Below are 18,516 nucleotides of genomic sequence, written 5' to 3' on the forward strand. Positions count from 1 at the left end.
CATTTGGGAGAGCGACAAGGAAAAAGTAGCAAAATACCGGCAAAGTGATGCAGGAAAAGCCGCTTACGCCATACGATGCCAAACTATAGAGCGAAGCTTCGCGGATGCCAAAGTGCTCCACGGGCTTCGCTATTGCCGGTTTCGGGGCAGAGAAAATGTACAGATTCAAGCGTTGCTAACCGCAACTGCACAGAACATTAAGAAGATAGCCCTCCACCTTTCCAGAAGGACTATCTCGAATATGCACAAGATTTCGTATAGTATTTTACATCTTCATTTTCATTTTTCTTTCGATACTAAGTTTAAAAGTAGGGGTATCTCAACAGCCTGACTTTTGCAGGCTTTTCCTCATTTTTTTAATCATCTACTCAATACCAGGAGCGTCAGGCAATCAACTACTGTTATATAGTACGACATTACTCCACTATAGCCGCTGTGTGTGGCTCAAACATCGGGAAATAGACGATGGTACTTGAACCGAAGGGTTCTGGAGAATAGGACACCACCAAGCACAAGGAAGAAGCACTACCGATATTCGGTAGTGTTTTTTTATCTTTACTTTTAAAATAAATCGTTAATAATTGGTTAATAAAATGTTAGATAAAGCAATGAATAAAGAACAAAATGTAATTGGATTTGTAATCCATTAACGAGTAATAATGGTTACAATATTAAATGTGAGTTTAAAATTGATGAATATAACAAATTACAGCTAGAGTATCATAGGAGGAAAAGTGATGAAACGGCAAATTGGATGGAGTGCAGCTGTATTGGCAGCAGGATTGTTAGCGGGAGGAACTATTTTTCCAGCAGGGACGGGCTATGCAGCTATTGAGAAGAAGGTAGTGTCCAATTCTAGCAGCAATATAGTAACACTGAAGCTAAATGGTGTAAATAAGCAGCAACAGGGGTTATTTGTTGAAGGTCATACGTATGTACCGGTCACATTTTTGCGGGATGTTCTTAAAATGCCTGTAAGCTATGATTCTTCAAGTAAAACATATAGTGTAGGCAAGGATTATCGTCAATTGAATCTGTCCGTATACTCTGAGGGGATTGCTGCAGATTTGAATGGATTTTATTTGAATGATGCTGAAGCTAAAATGGTAGATGGACGTTTATTTGTTCCGTTTCAATGGGTGAAAAATTATTTAGGTTATCAGGGAGAATGGAGCGCAGCAACCAAGAGGTTGAATGTGATGCCAAGTAAAGAAAATGGGATAACCTTGACTTCAGTAACTTCAAATGAGGATTCGAGTGAGGCAAAAATTAATCTTAAATACCCTCAGGTCAGTAATGTGAGCAATACTGAAGCGGAGAGTGCTATAAATGAGATTCTCAAGAAAGATGCACTGACTTTTAAAGAAAGTATAGAGAAGCAAATTCAGGAGCGTATTACGGTACAGGAAATTGGATTACAGTCACAACCTTATGAATTTATGAGCGCATATATTGTAACATACAATCAAAATAACGTACTGAGCTTGATTACGGAAAATTACGAGTATACGGGCGGAGCTCATGGTATGACGTATCGTAAAGGATATACATTTTCATTGAAGGATGGAAAATTACTCGGTTTAGGAGATTTATTCGGCAAAAATGCTAATTATGAGAAACAATTGAATGACAAAATTAAGGCGAAGCTGAACGCAACGCCGGGGTATTTTGGCGGATTTGAGAAGCTGGGAGAACATCCTGACTTCTACCTGCAACAAGGAACGCTAAAAATGTTCTTTCAGTTATATGAATACACACCTTATGCAGCAGGATTTCCAGAGCTGTCATTCTCATTTGACAGTTTACTTCCGAAGGACAGTCCGTTTGAATCTTTGAAATAAAAATGATGCAGCACCCAGAAGAGGATCATGCCCGTGTAAGGGGATGATCTTTTTTACTAAATCAATGGGGTAATTGGAATACTATAGAAATGAATGTAACCTTTTTGTTACCGACATTAAAAGGAGTATAGTTATAATTATAGTGGTATATTATCATTTAGGAATTTTAGCCCTATACACAATACTATAATATATAACTCACATCCAGATCAAAGGCTGGTTAAGGAGGGATAAATTATGCGGCAAAGAGGGATTAGATATTCCTTATGCTTCATGCTGGGAGTGCTAATGCTGTCCGTAGTCGTTACAGGCTGTACTACTGCCGAATCTTCCTCCTGGACATCCTTTACCGGATCGTCGGTAGAGAAAAGCTTCCCAGTTCCAAAAGAAGCCAAACGAACGGAAACAGCTCTGAATAACTCTAAAATGGACTATATGCATTATTCTCTTAATGGGCTCCACGAGAGTGAAGGTGTACCTGAAGAATACGAGAAAGCCATCACGCAGTGGGGATGGGAAGAAAAAACGGAGGAAAGCACTGGGACAACTCGAGTCTACAAGAAGGATAAATTAACAGTTCAGCTCACAATTCATGACAATTCCTTTACGGTGTTAGTACCAAAACAACAGAGTAAGGCGATTATTCAAGGTTTGGAAAGCAGTCCATAACCGTATAATGATATGTATACCATTTAGGCAGCTATGTGTTAAAGATACAGCTTTGTGTACCTGTCTTCAGCTTAATAGCTGAGGACAGGTATTTTTAATATCGGTTCAATATGTTTAAGGCATATAGTAGGAGATGTCCTGTTCGTTGAATTTGATCATTCCATTTTTCGGCTGATTTTTTAATTTGCCCAAAATATATAAACGAGGAGCAATAAACCAAAGATGTGAGCAAAATAATGAAATGATAAAAGAAGCCGGAGACCACGGAATCAGAATAGCAATAATACAGCAGCCGATCCAGGCTGAATGAAGATGGACACGGCGGAAGGCAGAGTAACCTACAAATTGGTCAGGCAAATAGCCAATCCACGGTAATCGTCTAGTAAAGCTCCAGCGTTTGCGATATGAATGGTTGATGATAAATAATACGGATCTAGAAATGACATATTGAATCCACAGCACAACCGGAATGGCGAGCAGGAAAAAAAATATACTGGTCCAGGATAAAAAGATCATTTCAGCTGCCAGCCAAATCAGGGGCAGAATAGTATAGCTACGGATGAAGGATTGAGGCAGGACAATTCTTTTTAAAAGTTTGTAGTGATAAAAAGTAGCATTTGATCCGGAATCTTCAGGCATTAGTACTCATGAGCCTCCTTACTTAGATGTTCCATGAAGAGGAACTTTCTTGATTAATATATCGGCAAAAAGAAAGAATTATTAGAGATGCTGATGGAACAAACACAGAGAGCCCGTGTTATGCATATAATTAAAAATAGAAAACTAACTATGAAAAGGTTTAAATTAGTAGAATGTGTGTCATACTGGTAGTAAAACATTCAAGGTGGGATCTAGTATGGATGAACTTGCAAAATGCACATGCATCATCTGTGGAGAGCCTAAGAGTGAAGGTATTCATATCGTATCAGAATTTATATGTGATGCCTGTGAAGCTGAGATGGTGCATACGGATGTAAAAGAAGAGAAGTACAACTATTTTATTCATCAAATGAAACAGATTTGGGTACAAAAAAATGCATAAAAGTAAGTGATAAAGGGCCCTGTTCTTTTTTTGTGAAAGGGCCCTTTTATGTTGTCATTCTCTCTTAGTGAAGGCGAATATACTTTTAAATGTAGCAGAAGAACAATATAATTGAAGGAACAATGATTACAATCCGAAAGGATAAGGACACAGCAATGACGGAAAGAAAATTTAAGGCGCCATTATTTGAAGCCTTGAGGCAATATAAGGCCCGGAAGGACGCTTCCTTTCATGTGCCAGGGCATAAGGATGGACAAGCCTATCCGTGTATGAAGCAAAATGATGATACATTAACTGGTGTCATGGAGATAGATACTACAGAGATCACTGGGACAGATGATTTGCATCATCCTGAGGGTGTGATCCGTGAAGCACAGGAGCTTGCCGCGGATTTGTTTGGTGCGGAAGAGACGTTTTTTCTTGTCGGCGGAAGTACTGCCGGCAATTTGGCGTTAATCCTGAGTGTGTGCACGACTCCAGGAGATGTGTTGCTGGTGCAGCGGAATGTGCATAAATCCGTTATTCACGGATTTATGCTGGCGAACGCCAACGCAGTGTTCTTAGAGCCGCAGCAGGATGCGAGCAGCGGCCTGATGACCATCCCGTCGGAGGAGACAGTACGGGAAGCGCTGCACCGTTATCCAGACGCCAAGGGGCTGCTCGTTACGAGTCCAAACTACTACGGGATGGGAGCATCTCTATTTCCATTGGCCGAGCTATGTCATGCCAATGGAGTGCCCTTGCTCGTTGATGAAGCGCATGGCGCACATTATGGTTTACATCCCGATCTGCCCAAGAGCGCGCTTGAAGCTGGAGCAGACGGTGTAGTGCAGTCCACACATAAAATGCTGACAGCTATGACGATGGGAGCTATGCTTCACGTTCAGGGGAATTTGCTTAATGTGAATGTAATAAGACAGCGCTTAGCTATAGTACAAAGCTCAAGTCCATCATATCCCATTATGGCGTCCCTTGATTTGAGCCGTGGGATGATTCAGTCTCAGGGATCGGACTTTTTTACAGAGGGGTTAACTTTAGTTGAACAATTAATTGAGGGTATTGGTGACCTCCAACGAATTCATTTTTTAAAGCCGGGCGCAAGCGGTGACAATGATGCATACAGTATACAAGACCCTTTTAAATTCGTATTGTACGATGAAGAAGGTCAGTGGAGTGGATATAAGCTGCAGGAGACATTAGAAGCTGAAGGCTGCATACCTGAGATGAGCGATGATCATTACGTAGTTTTGGCGTTAAGTTCAGCTACCTCTCAGGGGGATATCGTTCGACTGCTGAATGCGCTGACTAAAATTGATCATTTGATGCAAGTTTCCACGTGGAACATCAAAAATAAGGAAGATATCTACGATGATACACAAAAAGGATTAGACATAGAGGTAGAAGCAGAGATAGACTTAGATCAGGGGAATTCAAGATATGCTGAGGCTGTATCAGATAAGGTACATTTTGATCTTCGAATTGTAGCCGCAGAAGAAATTGAGTCTGTCCGGGTAGAGGAGTGCGAAGGACGGCAAGCTGCCGAGATGGTTATTCCTTATCCTCCAGGCATTCCGATTTTGTATCCGGGAGAACCGATAAGTGCTCGTACAGCAAATCAATTGGTAAGACTGAAATACGCGGGAGCTAAGTGTCAGGGAACGGCTGATCCTACGTTAACCACGATTCAAGTTCACAGAATAGGTACAGTACAAGATGGACAAAGGCAGGGATTATAGTGAATCAAAAAGGGCGAGGGTTATTCATTACGCTGGAGGGAGGCGAGGGCTCCGGTAAAACAACGGTTATACAGCAGTTAGCCACAGCGCTCGATGAGTGGGGAGTTTCTTATATGACGACCCGGGAACCCGGCGGAATAGATATCGCTGAACAAATCAGATCACTTATCCTGAACCCGTCTAATACAGCAATGGACGGACGGACAGAAGCTCTTCTTTATGCAGCAGCTAGACGTCAGCATTTGGTGGAAAAAGTGGAGCCTGCTTTGGAGCAAGGCATCACTGTATTATGCGATAGATTTATTGATAGCAGTCTGGCTTATCAGGGGTATGCCCGCGGATTAGGAATTGAGGAAGTGCTGGCAATCAATAGCTTTGCTACAAATGGGAAATTGCCGGATGTAACTTTTTATATGGATATAGAGCCTGAAATCGGATTAGAACGAATTGCAGCGGGTCAAGGGCGTGAGATTAATAGACTTGATCTTGAGGGCATTAATTTTCACCGTCATGTAAGAGAAGGATATCAAATGGTGGCAAAGATGTATCCGGAGCGAATTAGAATTATAGATGCTTCAGGAACCAAAGAAGAAGTAGCCGCAGGGATAAAATCTGAGCTTGCCGCTATATTAAAGGATTTTGATCTGTCATTGTCAAATAGTTAAGTATTGGTTAATAAATTTGAAACGATACAAGGAGGGGCTGTAAATGAAACTGATTATTGCCATTATCCAGGATAAAGATAGCAATCGTCTGTCCAGTGCGCTTGTAAAGGAAAACTATCGTGCAACAAAATTGGCGAGTACGGGTGGTTTTTTAAGAGCAGGGAATACGACATTTATGATTGGGGTAGATGACCATCAAGTTGATGGTGTGCTCAATATTATCCGTAATAGCTGTAAGGTTCGTGAGCAGCTGGTTACCCCGGTGACCCCGATGAGTGGTACAACAGATTCGTATTTACCGCTTCCGGTTGAAGTGCAAGTTGGTGGTGCTACGGTATTCGTATTACCTGTAGACCGTTTTGAACATTTTTAAGATGAAGTTAGGCGGTGATAGCTTTGAAGATTGAACCAGGATATAGACCTCTGAAAAGCAGTATAGGCACAAATGAAAGTGTGGCTAAGCCCGTTCAAACCAAAAGTTTCTCGGATGTGATGCAGCAGAATGGTGAGCAGGCATCCAAGGAAGAACTTAATCGAAAATTTAAAGAAATCCAGCTTCAAGGTGATCGTCTGGCTCATTCAATGACAGTACGTGAACTAAAGGCTTATCGTCAAATGGTTAAAAGATTTCTGGAAGATACCGTACGCCGTGGTGTCACCATGAAAGAATCCCGGGGATGGGATCGTCGGGGTCGTGGCAGAAAGTATAAGCTGCTGGATGAGGTGGATGCTGCTTTACTTGCTATGGCGGATGAATTATTAGAGACAGAACAGGGAAAAATTGAGCTATTGCAGAAAATCGGAGAAATTCGAGGGATGCTCATTAACTTATGTTTTTGATTTTGCTACGGCGGGGAAGAAGGTAGGAGGCAAGAATGTCTTTTAAGGATATTGTTGGGCAGGAGACTGCAAAAGAGCTGCTGCAGAGAAGTCTTAGCCGCAATCAAATATCACATGCTTATATTTTCAGTGGACCGCCAGGAAGTGGACAAAAGGAAGTAGCATTAGCTTTTGCCAAGGCTATATTTTGTACCTCTGAGGGAAATGATGCATGCGGAGAATGTCTGGAATGTCGTAAAATCGAGCATGGTAATCATCCTGACTTGCACCTGATTGCTCCAGACGGGGCGTCAATTAAAATAGATCAGATCCGTGATTTACAGCGGATATTTTCTTATCGATCCAAGAATGGTAACCCAAAAGTTTATATTATAGATGAAGCAGATAAAATGACGGTGCAAGCCGCTAACAGCTTGCTGAAATTTCTGGAGGAGCCCCCTTCACCGGCGGTTGCTATTTTGCTTTCGGATAACGGACGGGCTATGCTCCCAACGATACAATCCAGGGCTCAATGGATTCCATTTACATCATTAGATCCTGAACGAATGCTTCAAATTTTGTCGAGTGAGGGATTTTCAGGGGCGTTGTCCAGAAGTGCGGTGCATGTCGCGGCAGGACTGGATTCATGCCGAAATTTACTCCATCAGAATTGGTTTGCAGAAATTAGAAACGTAATGTTACAATTAGGGAAGGAAACCGTTGGCCGTGGCGGCTCTCCTTTAATAACAGCGCAGCAAAATGTATTTAAGGCTGGGCTGGGCGATCATATGGACATGTTGTTTAACCTGTTTCATTTATGGTTTAAGGACATGCTTCATGCGCTCTATCATAGACATGATCAAATTGTTTTCATAGATGAATTAGATTTTATTGTAAGACATGCAGCCTTCCGAAGCGTACAGCAATGGATTGATGCGATGGCGCTTGCAGCGGAGAGTAGAAAGAAACTGCGACAGCATATGAATGGACAACTCTGTCTTGAACAATTTTTAATCGGTATTGGTGCATAAGGTACCGTTTGTAATAGGCAGATGAACTTTCTCCCGTGAAAGAGCAACGGTATAATTACGAGTAAGAGTTAGGAAATTCGGTACGGATGAGTAGAGAAGAGACCGAATCTCATAGCTACACAAGGGGGTAAGTTTTTGTACACTGTAATAGGCGTTCGCTTCAAAAAGGCGGGCAAAATATACTATTTCGATCCATTGGAGCTTCCTGTTGAGAAGGAGCAAAGCGTCATTGTCGAGACGGCGCGCGGGATTGAATACGGTAAAGTAGTTGTTGGCAAGAAAATGGTTGGCGAGAATGATGTCGTCCTTCCATTAAAAAAAGTGATTCGAATTGCTGATGATACGGATGCCCGCGTGGTGGATGAGAATAAATTTGCGGCAAAGAATGCCTTTGCTACATGTTTAAATAAAATTAAAGACCATGATCTTAAGATGAAGCTGGTTGATGTAGAGTATACATTTGACCGCAATAAGATCATCTTTTACTTCACGGCTGAGGGACGGGTCGATTTTCGTGAATTGGTCAAAGATTTAGCAAGCATTTTCCGCACTCGAATTGAGCTTAGACAAATCGGTGTAAGAGATGAAGCTAAGATGCTCGGCGGGATTGGTCCATGTGGACGAGTACTCTGCTGCTCATCATGGTTAGGGGATTTTGAGCCTGTATCGATCAAGATGGCAAAGGATCAGAGCTTATCGCTTAATCCGACGAAAATTTCAGGTCTTTGCGGAAGATTAATGTGCTGCTTGAAATTTGAGCATGATAATTACGAAAGCGTTAAGGAAGAGTTGCCTTCAGTGGGTAAAGTCGTTATTACTTCTATGGGAGAAGGTAAAGTCGTAGGACTTAACACAGGCGCAAGAACTGTTCATGTGCAGTTGTTTGATATCGGTAAAGTCAAAGAGCTTCCATTAGATGATGTTGTCGTTAAATAGAAACTTTAGAGAATGACTCTGGGGTGGGGACTTGGAGAACAAGGACATATTCAAGCATATGCAAGCGTTAGAAACGAAAATGGGAAAAGTATACGGCGATCTGGGCACGCTCATGCTGGAGATTAAGCAACTGGTTGAAGAGAATCAGCAGCTTCGTCTTGAGAATGAGAAGATGCGCAAAGTTTTGAAGCGGGAAAATGAGGAGACTCATTTGGCCCCATCATCAGATCCTGGAGTTGCTGTCCCTATTGAGGGGAAAGAGCCCATCGATATTGTGGGAGAAGGATACGATAATTTGGCACGGCTGTATCATGAGGGCTTCCACATTTGTAATGTGTATTACGGACATTTGCGCACGGAAGGCGACTGTCTTTTCTGTTTGTCTTTTCTGAATAAATAACGAACCGTAGGGACCACTCCTACGGTTTTTTTTAAAGGGTGGAACATTTATAAATGAACAAAGTATGGGTAAAAGATAAAGAACGAGTAGATGATCTGCTTACACATGATTTGCAAATCATTCAGAGTGATGAAGTGTTTAGCTTTTCTATGGATGCCGTACTTTTAGCCCGGTTTGCGTCCATTCCGAAGAGCGGTAAAGTACTCGATCTGTGTACTGGAAATGGTGTGATTCCTATTCTGCTGTCCACGAGAACCAAAGCCGTTATTGAAGGCATCGAAATACAGCCAAGAGTTGCCGATATGGCGAGGCGAAGCGTTGACATGAATCGACTTGGAGATCAGGTCATGATTCGGGAAGGCGATCTGCGAGAGCTTGTGAAGGAAACGGGACATGGGGCTTATGATGCCATTACGGTTAATCCGCCGTATATGCCTCTGACAAGCGGAGATTTAAAAATGAATATGCACCAGGCTATAGCCAGACATGAAATTCATTGTAGTCTGGAGGAGGTCATAGCAGCATCCATGCGACTATTGCGGACCGGCGGAAAGATATCGATGGTGCATAAGCCGCAGCGTCTAGGCGAGATTGTAACCTTGCTGCGTCAGTATCGATTGGAACCTAAGGTTATTCGTTTTGTGCATCCGAGAGCGGGAGCAGAGGCCAATATGGTATTAATTGAAGCACTGCGTGATGGTAAACCGGACGTTCGGATATTACCGCCGCTGATTGTATACGGTGATGATGGAGTATACTGTCAGGAGCTTATGGATATTTATTACGGACCAAAAGAGGGAAGAACATGAGTGTACAAGTACAGAAGAGCTTTGAAGAAGATAAGTCGGGTGGTTCAGCTTATGGCAAATTGTATCTGGTAGCGACGCCAATCGGTAATTTAGAGGATATGACATATCGTGCCGTTCGAACACTTCAAGAAGCAGATATCATTGCAGCAGAGGATACACGAAATACGAGAAAACTGCTTACACATTTTGAAATTACTCCAGGCAAACTACTTAGCTATCATGAACATAATAAAGCAGCGAGCGGTCCAGAATTAATACGCCTTATAATAGAAGGAAAAAATTTGGCCCTCGTTAGTGATGCGGGTCTTCCCGCTATTTCTGACCCCGGGAGTGATCTTGTAAAGCTTGCAATTGAAGCAGGAATTTCTGTCATTCCAGTTCCGGGAGCCAATGCAGCGCTGTCTGCATTAATCGTATCCGGACTTTCGACATCCAGATTTCAATTTATCGGTTTTATGCCGCGAGACAACAAGGAGAGGGGGACATTGCTTCAGTCTCTTCAAGATGAAGAGAGCACATTACTAATGTACGAGTCACCGCATCGGTTGATCAAGACGCTGGATTCTATTTTAGAGGTTCTTGGAGATCGGGAGGTTGTGTTGGCTCGGGAATTAACGAAACGGTATGAGGAAATGACACGTGGTACATTAAGTGAATGCCTTCTGTGGCTAGAGGATCATCCACCGCTTGGAGAATATTGTATAGTTGTTGCTGGGGCCAGACCGGAAGAGGTTAAAGAAAGAAGAGATGCCTGGTGGCAATCAATGACGATCGAGGAACATGTAAATTATTATGAGCAGCAGGAGGGGAGTGATCGTAAGGAAGCTATGAAGAAGGCAGCAGGAGATCGAGGCGTATCTAAACGTGATATATATCAGGCATTATTATAATGGATAGCAAAACAAAATCCAACGCAAACACAAATAACCCATAAATTGGGCTATATGCACAAAAAAGGGGCCTTCGCAGGCCGGGTTCAAGCCTGGAAGGCGCCAAGGAGATATGAAAAAGGTTAGAATTAACAGTTTCAGTAAATCTATTATATACTATAATTCTTAATTTGTCACAGGGTTAGGAAGCTCAGTTAAACATTCATGGCAAACAATTTTACCTTTGAAGTATGTTACGTTCTCAGCGTTCCCGCAGAAGATACAAGCTGGCTCATATTTTTTCAACATAATACGTTCGCCATCTACATAAATTTCAAGGGCATCCTTTTCACCTATGCCAAGAGTACGGCGCAATTCAATCGGAATAACGACCCGTCCCAATTCGTCTACTTTTCTTACAATACCTGTTGATTTCATCATATCTGATGATAGCCCCTTTCGCTATAGTTTAAAAGTGTCATTATTCGACAAACTTCTATCTTTTATGATAATTATAATACCAACCATTGCCAGAATAGTCAACCTAATTTATGGTAGAGTTCAATTAAATTTCTAATTTAATATAGTAGAAAGCAAAGCAGGCCTGATAATTCCAAGTAAAACAAGGTATTTATAAACCTTCGACATTTTGGAAACGTAGACACATACAAGTTTCGACATAATTCGACAAAGAGTGTCGGCATCGGTCATAATCCTTCTTTATTTTTGAAAAAAATTTTTTTGAGAAAGGAAAGATTAATGTATGAACGCTCAGCTTAAGGAAGAAAAAGTTTTTAAGGACCCGGTTCACAATTATGTTCACGTTCAGGATGAGATCATTTGGTCGCTTATTAATACCCCGGAATTTCAGAGGCTTCGCCGGATTCGCCAGCTAGGAACGTCATATTTGACCTTTCACGGCGCGGAGCATAGCAGATTCTCTCACTCACTTGGAGTGTATGAAATTACGAGACGTATTATTTTACAATTTGAACGAGCAGGTTATACTGATTGGCCGAGGGATGAAAGACTTGTCACTCTTTGTGCAGCTCTTTTGCATGATCTGGGACATGGACCGTTTTCGCATTCTATTGAACAGGCGTTCCAAATGCATCACGAGGATTGGACCTGCAAAATTTTACTCGGTGATACAGAGGTTGGAGCGGTGCTCCGTCGTCTTGGAGAAGATTTTCCTGAGAAGGTGGCATCCGTTATTCGCAAAGATTATCCCAATCCGATTGTAGTAAATCTTGTGTCCAGTCCGCTCGATGCAGATCGTATGGATTATTTGCTTAGAGATGCCTATTTTACGGGGGTTAACTATGGAACGATCGACATGGATCGTATATTGCGGATGCTTCGTCCTTTTCAGGGCAGAATTGTAGTCAAGGAATCCGGTATGCATGCTGTTGAGGACTATTTAATGTCTCGTTATCAAATGTATTGGCAAGTATACTTCCATCCAGTGACTCGCAGCTCTGAAATTATTCTAAGGCAAATTTTCCGTCGAGCGAAGGAATTGTATGCAAGTGGTCACACTTTAGCATTTCTGCCAGATCCGCTGCCTGGACTCTTTAAGCGCGAGTTGACTGTACAGGAATATTTATTGCTTGATGAATCATTGGTTCAGGCCGCATTTATGCAATGGAGAAATGACAAGGATGATTTGCTTAGTGATTTGTGTACGAGGTTCATAGATCGTAAATTGTATAAATATGTAGAGGTTGATTCTCTTGATAAGGAAATGATTCAGGAAATACGAGACGCTTTTATTAAGGTTGGCCTTAACCCTGTATACGATCTGGAAATTGATTTTCCGACTGATCTGCCTTATGATGTGTTTCGTCCGAACGGAGAAATTAAAGACAAGCAAATTTTGCTGCTCGATCGGCATGATCGAATTCGGGAAATATCGGAAGTATCGGATATTGTCAGATCCATCAGTGGTCTGCATCGTGGAAAATTTCATCTATATTATCCGGACAATAAGCTGTCACATGTTATGGACCTGCTCCCTCAGGATATTGCCGACATTTTTGAGCAGAAATAACAGAGTAATTGTAAAACAGGGAGGTTTAGCAGCATGTTATTTGACACACATACTCATTTGGATGCTCCTCAATTTGACGATGATCGGGAAGAAACGATTCAGCGTGCATATGATCAAGGGGTTACACGAATGATCAATATTGGATTTAATCGGGAGACCATTCCCACAACGATGAAGCTTGCCGAATCTTATGATTTCATCTATGCAGCCGTTGGGTGGCATCCTCAGGACGCTATTACAATGAAGGACGGAGATCTGGACTGGATTGCAGAATTGTGCAAACACGAGAAGGTTGTAGCGATTGGTGAAATCGGACTCGACTATTATTGGGATACTTCACCTAAAGATGTTCAGCATAAGGTATTCCGTCAGCAAATCGGTTTAGCACGGAGTCTGGGGATGCCTATTTCAATCCATAATCGGGATGCCCATGAAGATGTTGTGCGTATTTTGCGTGAAGAGAAGGCACATGAAGTGGGCGGTGTCATGCATTCCTTTTCAGGCAGCTGGGAGATTGGAAAAATATGTATGGATATGGGATTTCATTTATCGTTTGGAGGGCCTATTACGTTCAAAAATGCAAAGCAGCCGAAAGAGGTGTTGATTAAGACACCAATGGACCGTTTATTGATAGAGACAGATTCCCCATATTTAACTCCACATCCATTTAGAGGTAAAAGAAATGAGTCGGCGCATGTTAAGTTAGTTGCGGAAATGGCAGCGGAGCTAAAAGGGGTGAATTTTGAAGAAATTTCCAGAATTACAACGCAAAATGCACTGGAACGATTTGGAATTCGTTGAAAACAGGAGAAAAAGCATTGAAAAAAAGAGTATCATCGAAATATTAATGGATTTTAACCACTCCAGCTTAGTTTATTACATTTTTTTAACCATTTTTTAAAATAAACGATGTTGATTCGTTCTTTACAACATGTATCGAAACAGGATAGAATCTTTTCAGTAATCATTTTGGTCTTGTTCGTGATCGTAACAATTGCCAAGATTACGTGGTTCCATGAACTAGTCTCGCTGAATCTCCAAATGGAGAACGGGGGAACCAATACGGTAAGCAGAATCAGGCTACACTAGAAACTATTAAGAGTGATACCGATCCTTGCTGTATTTGATTTCTTTTTTAGGGTCTTTGGGGTGAATTTAAGGTCATTGCGCCATGAGCGAATGAACTGAGAAAGGGCGACTCTCTGCGTCCTAACCCGACAGCTAACCTCGTAGGCGTCTCATGAGAGGACAACTCGTGCATCCTATTACACCATGAATTTCGGAAGCCACGAAAAGAGTACCTCTAACTCTTTCTCTAGGCTTCTTTTTATTTTGAATAATTGTAATAGGGTCATCATACTGTTGTATACAGGAGGTGACAGTGCCGAGCAGACTGGGGCAGGATGCGAAGTGAAGCTTTATGGAGAATATATTTTAGTCACTCTAGCTATAGAGCCATTTCGTAAAAATGATATGTAGTCACGTCAAATGTAATCATGCATCGACCTAGACGGCGGGACTATGAAGGAGGACGGAAGAAATGGGAATTTTCCGCAAAAAGGATACCCATGAATCACGCTCATCCAGCATGTCTTACGCAATGCGATGGAAGCATGAAAATTTACGCCAAATTTCAGTCATCGGAATTTTGGCCATCGCGGCAATACTCATCATCCTGATCTGGCTATATGGTCAGAACGAGAAAAATATTTACTTGGTTGTTGATGGGAAAACTCAAAATGTTGAGACCCGCCATTCGCTGGTCAATCAAGTTTTGGATGAACAATCTATCGTACTGAGACCTGACGATGAGGTGTCCAGACCACTGGACAGTTCACTTCAAGACGGGGATCGTATTGTGATTGTACGTGCAGTACCTGTTACAGTGAGTGTGGATGGGACAACTAAGACTCATTTTACAACGCAAAAGAATGTGAAGAATGTAATCAAGGAGCTTAACGTAACGCTCGGCGAGAACGATAAAGTAACTCCTGCTGTAGATAATTCCGTTAAAGCAAATCTGGATATTCAGATCGTTCGAGTAACCAAACAAAATGTTGAGAAGGCAGAAGCGGTACCATTCACAGTTGTGAAGACTGCTGATGACAGTTTGCCAAAAGGGGAAACCAAGGTTGTAGCAAAGGGCAGTGAAGGCATTGTTGTTCATAGCATTGAAAAGGTGTATGAAGACGGAGTGTTTGTGTCCAAGCGTTGGCTCGGCAAAGAGGTAACGAAAACTGCTAAGCCTAAGGTGATAGCTGTCGGCACGAAAAAAACGGCAGTGTTGTCCGCAAGTATTGCTCGGACCTCAAATTCGGTGAATATTAGCGGTCTTACGACGAAAGATGGCGTCTCGTTTAAATATAAAAATGTACTTAAAAATGTGACCCTCACCGCTTATTCCTCTGAGGAGGATGGAATCGGTACTCGTACAGCCTCCGGTACTCGAGTGACTGAAGGAAGAACGATTGCCGTTGACAAGAGTGTTGTTCCTTTGGGATGGTGGGTCTATATCGAAGGTGTCGGCTTCCGCAAAGCGGAGGATACTGGCGGTGCAATTAAAGGCAACAAAATGGACGTGTATTATGACAGCTTAAAAACGGCAAAAAACTTTGGCCGTAAAAAAGGCCGCACTGTTTACGTAATAGGTCCAACGAAACCGGAGTTAAATTAATATATATTAGATTCAGCACTCCTCGTTTTACTTTGAACGGGGAATGATATACTATTAGGATGATGAAAAGACATGTAGAAGAAGAGGAGAATTTCCTCTTCTTTTTGTTGTGATAAGGAAGGAAGATATTACCATGATTAAAGAGGTTATCGTGGTGGAGGGTCGCGATGATACCGTAGCAATCAAGAGAGCGGTAGAAGCTGACACGATAGAAACTGGAGGCTCTGCTATCAATGAGATGACACTGCGTAAAATCGCGCTTGCTCAGGATCGACGGGGAATCATTATTTTTACTGATCCAGACCATGCGGGTGAACGTATTCGGAAAATTGTAGCTCAGCGAGTACCAGGCTGTAAGCATGCCTTCCTGAGAGAGGCGGACGCAACCAGGGGTGATGACATCGGGGTAGAGAACGCTTCGCCAGAGGCAATCCGTGAGGCGTTATCCCGCGTTAGAAGTGAAATGATTGGGGAAGAAGGTCTTATTGATTGGGAAGACTTAATCGAGGCGGGGCTTATTGTCCATCCTGAAGCATCTTCACGCCGCAGATTTATGGGTGAGTTGCTCGGTATTGGATATTGCAACGGCAAACAGTTTCACAAGCGTCTGGCTATATTCAAAATTAGCCGGGAGGAGTTCGCGTCAGCGCTGGCTCAATTGGAGGACAAAGGGGCAAACAAGGGATGAATAAGAGAGAAGATGTGTCCACGCCGAGACGTACGAAAGAGATTATTTCGCGCCACGGATTTTCATTTAAGAAAAGCTTGGGTCAGAACTTTCTGATTGATCAAAATATTCTTGGCAAAATCGTTGCCGCTGCCGAGCTGGATTCCACCAAGGGCGCCCTTGAGATCGGTCCGGGAATTGGTGCGTTGACAGAAAAGCTGGCCCAAACAGCCGGCCATGTGGCAGCCATAGAGATTGACCAGCGACTTCTACCTATCCTGGAAGAGGTATTGGAGCCTTACCCCCATGTGGAAGTCGTTCATGGTGATGTACTGAAGCTGGATCTTCGGGATTTTTTTCAATCTCAATTTAGCGGTGTAAGCAGTGTGAGCGTCGTTGCGAATCTCCCCTATTACGTCACTACACCGATTCTAATGAAGCTCTTGGAGGAGAAGCTGCCATTGGAGAATATCGTTGTTATGATCCAAAAAGAGGTAGCTGAGCGTATGTCGGCGTCTCCTGGCGGGAAAGATTACGGAAGTCTTAGTATAGCTGTTCAATATTACAGTGAGCCAGAGCTCGTCTGCACGGTGCCTCATAGCGTATTTATTCCACAGCCTAACGTAGATTCTGCTGTTATCCGCTTAAAAGTGCGCAAGACCCCACCAGTTCAGCTGGAGGATCAAGATTTTTTCTTTGAGGTGGTACAAGCTTCCTTCGCTCAGCGGAGAAAAACGATTTCTAACAATTTGAAGAGTCGTTTTTTTGCAGGAGAAGATCGGCAGCGTCTGGAATCATTGTTGGCGGAAGCAGAAATTGAGCCAGCTCGCCGCGCAGAGACATTGCACATTGAGGAATTTGCCAAGCTTAGCAACACGCTATTTCTGGCGGGTCTGAATAAATAGAATTGTAACCAATCACCACAATAGCCCATACGATGGGGTAGAGGTGATGGATTTGACGAACTTAGGAGATTTGGTCGTCCGTAAATCATACGGAGGGGACATTACTTTCCGGGTGGAAATGATAGAGCAGAACAAGGCAGTTATAAAGGGTACAGAATTCCGTCTGCTTGCTGATGCGCCTTTAGTCGATTTGGTAAAGGTGCATCCAGATACTCCTGGGGAGAAAGCACAGCGAGCGCAAATTAAGGCTACTGAATCGCTGCAGCGGCTAAATCGGGATCGTCAAGAGCAGGTAGAACGGAACCGTGCCGCTCTGAGTTCGGGCTGGTATATGCAGAGTGGAGAGCCTTCATATTTTGAAGTACCGGGTAAGGTGCTTCATTTGGATGGAGATAAGAGGTATTTGGAGAAAAGCTTGAATTTGTATGAGAAGCTGCGCATACCGGTTCATGGTTATTATGTAACAGAGTCTACGATGCCTGGAGCTTTGTATCAAATGCTCCCGAGTATACAGCCAGACATCGTGGTTATTACTGGTCATGACGGTGTGCTCAAAAATCGTCCTACAAGTGATCTATACAATTTGAACAGCTATAAAAACTCTAAATATTTCGTAGAAGCGGTACGGACTGCCAGGCAATATGAACGGAATTTTGATTCATTAACGATTGTTGCCGGAGCGTGTCAATCACACTTTGAGGCGCTTCTTCAGGCTGGGGCTAATTTTGCCAGCTCTCCTTCCCGTGTGTTAATTCATGCGCTTGATCCCGTCTATATTGCGGCCAAAGCATCTTTGACGTCTATTCGTGATACAATTCATGTTAGCGATGTTCTGAACAATACGATAAGTGGTACGCAAGGTGTTGGAGGGATAGAGACTCGAGGAAGTTATCGGGTCGGACTGCCCAAGCTCCAGGATTTATCCACGCTGAAGGTCGTTCCATCTATGTAAAATTCACAAAAAATTACTATGAAATTTAGAAAATAAGCTTACAAAGTGTTTTTCAAAAAAAATCGTTGACAACAGTTTTTTACTGCTGATATAATTATTTGTTTTGATTTGACAAGTGACTGCCGTTCATGTATAATGGACAAAGAAAGAAGGTGGTCACAGGCAATGGCTAAAAATACGCTGTCAGAAATTAAGAACAGTCTCGACGCTCATGTTGGACAGAAGATTACACTGCGCGCTAACGGAGGTCGCCGAAAGACCGTCGAACGTACTGGTGTATTGGAGGAAACTTATCCTTCGGTCTTTATCGTGAAGTTGGATGAAGAACAACAGACCTTTAAGCGTGTGTCATACAGTTATGCCGATATACTTACCGAATCTGTTGAAGTCATGATTTGTGGCGACAACGATGAGATGAGGGCTTCGTATATTAAACCGTGAACATCATGAA

At 42.6% G+C, this 18,516-nt stretch carries 22 protein-coding genes and 1 riboswitch; of the genes, 20 read left to right on the forward strand and 2 right to left on the reverse strand.

Features of this window, described 5'->3' with window-relative positions; all coding sequences use genetic code 11:
• The 3 genes from BLS49_RS19205 to BLS49_RS19215 all read left to right on the forward strand — a co-directional run.
• Positions 1-331, forward strand: a 331-nt coding sequence (locus tag BLS49_RS19205) for a transposase (protein WP_175471476.1), incomplete at its 5' end; no start/stop codon positions are given.
• Between the two features lie 406 nt (positions 332-737).
• A complete protein-coding gene (locus BLS49_RS19210) occupies positions 738-1,841 on the forward strand; it encodes a PdaC/SigV domain-containing protein (RefSeq protein WP_091234628.1) in 1,104 nt (367 codons plus the stop codon).
• 237 nt (positions 1,842-2,078) lie between these two features.
• Positions 2,079-2,510 (forward strand): hypothetical protein, encoded by a 432-nt coding sequence (locus BLS49_RS19215; protein WP_245742570.1) that lies wholly within the window; start codon positions 2,079-2,081, stop codon positions 2,508-2,510.
• 114 nt (positions 2,511-2,624) lie between these two features.
• Here the strand turns inward: BLS49_RS19215 and BLS49_RS19220 are convergent, their stop codons facing one another.
• Entirely contained in the window at positions 2,625-3,149 is a 525-nt protein-coding gene (locus tag BLS49_RS19220; RefSeq protein WP_091234631.1) for a hypothetical protein, read from the reverse strand.
• A gap of 217 nt (positions 3,150-3,366) precedes the next feature.
• On the opposite strand from BLS49_RS19220, the gene BLS49_RS19225 reads away from it, so the two are divergent.
• From BLS49_RS19225 to rsmI, 10 genes are all read left to right on the forward strand, one after another.
• The gene (locus tag BLS49_RS19225; RefSeq protein ID WP_091234634.1) at positions 3,367-3,552 is read left to right on the forward strand and encodes a sigma factor G inhibitor Gin; all 186 of its coding nucleotides are present in this window, start codon (positions 3,367-3,369) and stop codon (positions 3,550-3,552) included.
• Positions 3,553-3,707: 155 nt separating this feature from the next.
• Complete coding sequence (locus BLS49_RS19230) at positions 3,708-5,288, forward strand: aminotransferase class I/II-fold pyridoxal phosphate-dependent enzyme (protein ID WP_091234827.1); 1,581 nt, start codon at positions 3,708-3,710, stop codon at positions 5,286-5,288.
• Complete coding sequence (tmk, locus tag BLS49_RS19235; protein ID WP_091234638.1) at positions 5,288-5,953, forward strand: dTMP kinase; 666 nt, start codon at positions 5,288-5,290, stop codon at positions 5,951-5,953. The genes BLS49_RS19230 and tmk overlap by 1 nt, the downstream gene beginning before the upstream one ends.
• Positions 5,954-5,996: 43 nt before the next feature.
• Positions 5,997-6,326, forward strand: coding sequence for a cyclic-di-AMP receptor (locus BLS49_RS19240; RefSeq protein ID WP_091234641.1), 330 nt, complete (start codon positions 5,997-5,999; stop codon positions 6,324-6,326).
• 23 nt (positions 6,327-6,349) lie between these two features.
• A complete protein-coding gene (locus BLS49_RS19245; RefSeq protein WP_091234645.1) occupies positions 6,350-6,793 on the forward strand; it encodes a YaaR family protein in 444 nt (147 codons plus the stop codon).
• Positions 6,794-6,828: 35 nt separating this feature from the next.
• Entirely contained in the window at positions 6,829-7,803 is a 975-nt protein-coding gene (gene holB / locus BLS49_RS19250; protein ID WP_091234648.1) for a DNA polymerase III subunit delta', read from the forward strand.
• A gap of 135 nt (positions 7,804-7,938) precedes the next feature.
• Positions 7,939-8,739 carry a PSP1 domain-containing protein gene (locus BLS49_RS19255; RefSeq protein ID WP_091234651.1) on the forward strand — a complete coding sequence of 267 codons (801 nt, stop codon included), beginning with the start codon at positions 7,939-7,941 and terminating at the stop codon, positions 8,737-8,739.
• Positions 8,740-8,770: 31 nt separating this feature from the next.
• Positions 8,771-9,139, forward strand: a complete 369-nt coding sequence (locus tag BLS49_RS19260) for an initiation-control protein YabA (protein ID WP_091234655.1) — start codon at positions 8,771-8,773, stop codon at positions 9,137-9,139.
• Between the two features lie 53 nt (positions 9,140-9,192).
• The gene (locus BLS49_RS19265; RefSeq protein WP_091234660.1) at positions 9,193-9,948 is read left to right on the forward strand and encodes a tRNA1(Val) (adenine(37)-N6)-methyltransferase; all 756 of its coding nucleotides are present in this window, start codon (positions 9,193-9,195) and stop codon (positions 9,946-9,948) included.
• Positions 9,945-10,838, forward strand: a complete 894-nt coding sequence (gene rsmI / locus BLS49_RS19270; protein WP_091234663.1) for a 16S rRNA (cytidine(1402)-2'-O)-methyltransferase — start codon at positions 9,945-9,947, stop codon at positions 10,836-10,838. The genes BLS49_RS19265 and rsmI overlap by 4 nt, the downstream gene beginning before the upstream one ends.
• A 165-nt stretch (positions 10,839-11,003) precedes the next feature.
• Here rsmI and BLS49_RS19275 read toward each other — a convergent pair whose 3' ends face one another.
• Positions 11,004-11,258, reverse strand: coding sequence for an AbrB/MazE/SpoVT family DNA-binding domain-containing protein (locus BLS49_RS19275; protein WP_091234671.1), 255 nt, complete (start codon positions 11,256-11,258; stop codon positions 11,004-11,006).
• Between the two features lie 322 nt (positions 11,259-11,580).
• On the opposite strand from BLS49_RS19275, the gene BLS49_RS19280 reads away from it, so the two are divergent.
• From BLS49_RS19280 to veg, 7 genes are all read left to right on the forward strand, one after another.
• On the forward strand, positions 11,581-12,867 hold the full coding sequence (locus BLS49_RS19280; RefSeq protein ID WP_091234675.1) for an HD domain-containing protein: 1,287 nt from the start codon (positions 11,581-11,583) through the stop codon (positions 12,865-12,867).
• A gap of 33 nt (positions 12,868-12,900) precedes the next feature.
• Entirely contained in the window at positions 12,901-13,668 is a 768-nt protein-coding gene (locus BLS49_RS19285) for a TatD family hydrolase (protein WP_091234677.1), read from the forward strand.
• 216 nt (positions 13,669-13,884) lie between these two features.
• A riboswitch (cyclic di-AMP (ydaO/yuaA leader) is annotated at positions 13,885-14,119 on the forward strand.
• Positions 14,120-14,407: 288 nt separating this feature from the next.
• Positions 14,408-15,541, forward strand: a complete 1,134-nt coding sequence (locus BLS49_RS19290) for a resuscitation-promoting factor (protein WP_091234681.1) — start codon at positions 14,408-14,410, stop codon at positions 15,539-15,541.
• Between the two features lie 133 nt (positions 15,542-15,674).
• Positions 15,675-16,229, forward strand: a complete 555-nt coding sequence (rnmV, locus tag BLS49_RS19295) for a ribonuclease M5 (protein ID WP_091234687.1) — start codon at positions 15,675-15,677, stop codon at positions 16,227-16,229.
• Positions 16,226-17,113, forward strand: coding sequence for a 16S rRNA (adenine(1518)-N(6)/adenine(1519)-N(6))-dimethyltransferase RsmA (rsmA, locus tag BLS49_RS19300; RefSeq protein ID WP_091234690.1), 888 nt, complete (start codon positions 16,226-16,228; stop codon positions 17,111-17,113). Before rnmV ends, rsmA begins: the two co-directional genes overlap by 4 nt.
• 46 nt (positions 17,114-17,159) lie before the next feature.
• Positions 17,160-18,065, forward strand: coding sequence for a sporulation peptidase YabG (gene yabG / locus BLS49_RS19305; RefSeq protein ID WP_091234693.1), 906 nt, complete (start codon positions 17,160-17,162; stop codon positions 18,063-18,065).
• Between the two features lie 165 nt (positions 18,066-18,230).
• Positions 18,231-18,506: a biofilm formation stimulator Veg gene (veg, locus tag BLS49_RS19310; RefSeq protein WP_091234696.1), complete on the forward strand. Its 276-nt coding sequence runs from the start codon at positions 18,231-18,233 to the stop codon at positions 18,504-18,506.
• The last annotated feature ends 10 nt before the right edge of the window (positions 18,507-18,516 follow it).

The organism is Fontibacillus panacisegetis (assembly GCF_900102215.1).
Classification (GTDB): domain Bacteria; phylum Bacillota; class Bacilli; order Paenibacillales; family Paenibacillaceae; genus Fontibacillus; species Fontibacillus panacisegetis.

What these genes read in the sequence shown, in the direction of transcription:
- BLS49_RS19215 (WP_245742570.1), top strand. Translation starts at nt 2,079, where the DNA reads ATGCGGCAAAGAGGGATTAGATATTCCTTATGCTTCATGCTGGGAGTG.
- rsmI (WP_091234663.1), top strand. Translation starts at nt 9,945, where the DNA reads ATGAGTGTACAAGTACAGAAGAGCTTTGAAGAAGATAAGTCGGGTGGT.
- BLS49_RS19275 (WP_091234671.1), bottom strand. Translation starts at nt 11,258, where the DNA reads ATGATGAAATCAACAGGTATTGTAAGAAAAGTAGACGAATTGGGACGG.
- BLS49_RS19220 (WP_091234631.1), bottom strand. Translation starts at nt 3,149, where the DNA reads ATGCCTGAAGATTCCGGATCAAATGCTACTTTTTATCACTACAAACTT.
- BLS49_RS19290 (WP_091234681.1), top strand. Translation starts at nt 14,408, where the DNA reads ATGGGAATTTTCCGCAAAAAGGATACCCATGAATCACGCTCATCCAGC.
- BLS49_RS19265 (WP_091234660.1), top strand. Translation starts at nt 9,193, where the DNA reads ATGAACAAAGTATGGGTAAAAGATAAAGAACGAGTAGATGATCTGCTT.
- BLS49_RS19210 (WP_091234628.1), top strand. Translation starts at nt 738, where the DNA reads ATGAAACGGCAAATTGGATGGAGTGCAGCTGTATTGGCAGCAGGATTG.
- holB (WP_091234648.1), top strand. Translation starts at nt 6,829, where the DNA reads ATGTCTTTTAAGGATATTGTTGGGCAGGAGACTGCAAAAGAGCTGCTG.
- yabG (WP_091234693.1), top strand. Translation starts at nt 17,160, where the DNA reads ATGGATTTGACGAACTTAGGAGATTTGGTCGTCCGTAAATCATACGGA.
- veg (WP_091234696.1), top strand. Translation starts at nt 18,231, where the DNA reads ATGGCTAAAAATACGCTGTCAGAAATTAAGAACAGTCTCGACGCTCAT.
- BLS49_RS19240 (WP_091234641.1), top strand. Translation starts at nt 5,997, where the DNA reads ATGAAACTGATTATTGCCATTATCCAGGATAAAGATAGCAATCGTCTG.
- BLS49_RS19280 (WP_091234675.1), top strand. Translation starts at nt 11,581, where the DNA reads ATGAACGCTCAGCTTAAGGAAGAAAAAGTTTTTAAGGACCCGGTTCAC.
- BLS49_RS19225 (WP_091234634.1), top strand. Translation starts at nt 3,367, where the DNA reads ATGGATGAACTTGCAAAATGCACATGCATCATCTGTGGAGAGCCTAAG.
- rsmA (WP_091234690.1), top strand. Translation starts at nt 16,226, where the DNA reads ATGAATAAGAGAGAAGATGTGTCCACGCCGAGACGTACGAAAGAGATT.
- rnmV (WP_091234687.1), top strand. Translation starts at nt 15,675, where the DNA reads ATGATTAAAGAGGTTATCGTGGTGGAGGGTCGCGATGATACCGTAGCA.
- BLS49_RS19285 (WP_091234677.1), top strand. Translation starts at nt 12,901, where the DNA reads ATGTTATTTGACACACATACTCATTTGGATGCTCCTCAATTTGACGAT.
- BLS49_RS19230 (WP_091234827.1), top strand. Translation starts at nt 3,708, where the DNA reads ATGACGGAAAGAAAATTTAAGGCGCCATTATTTGAAGCCTTGAGGCAA.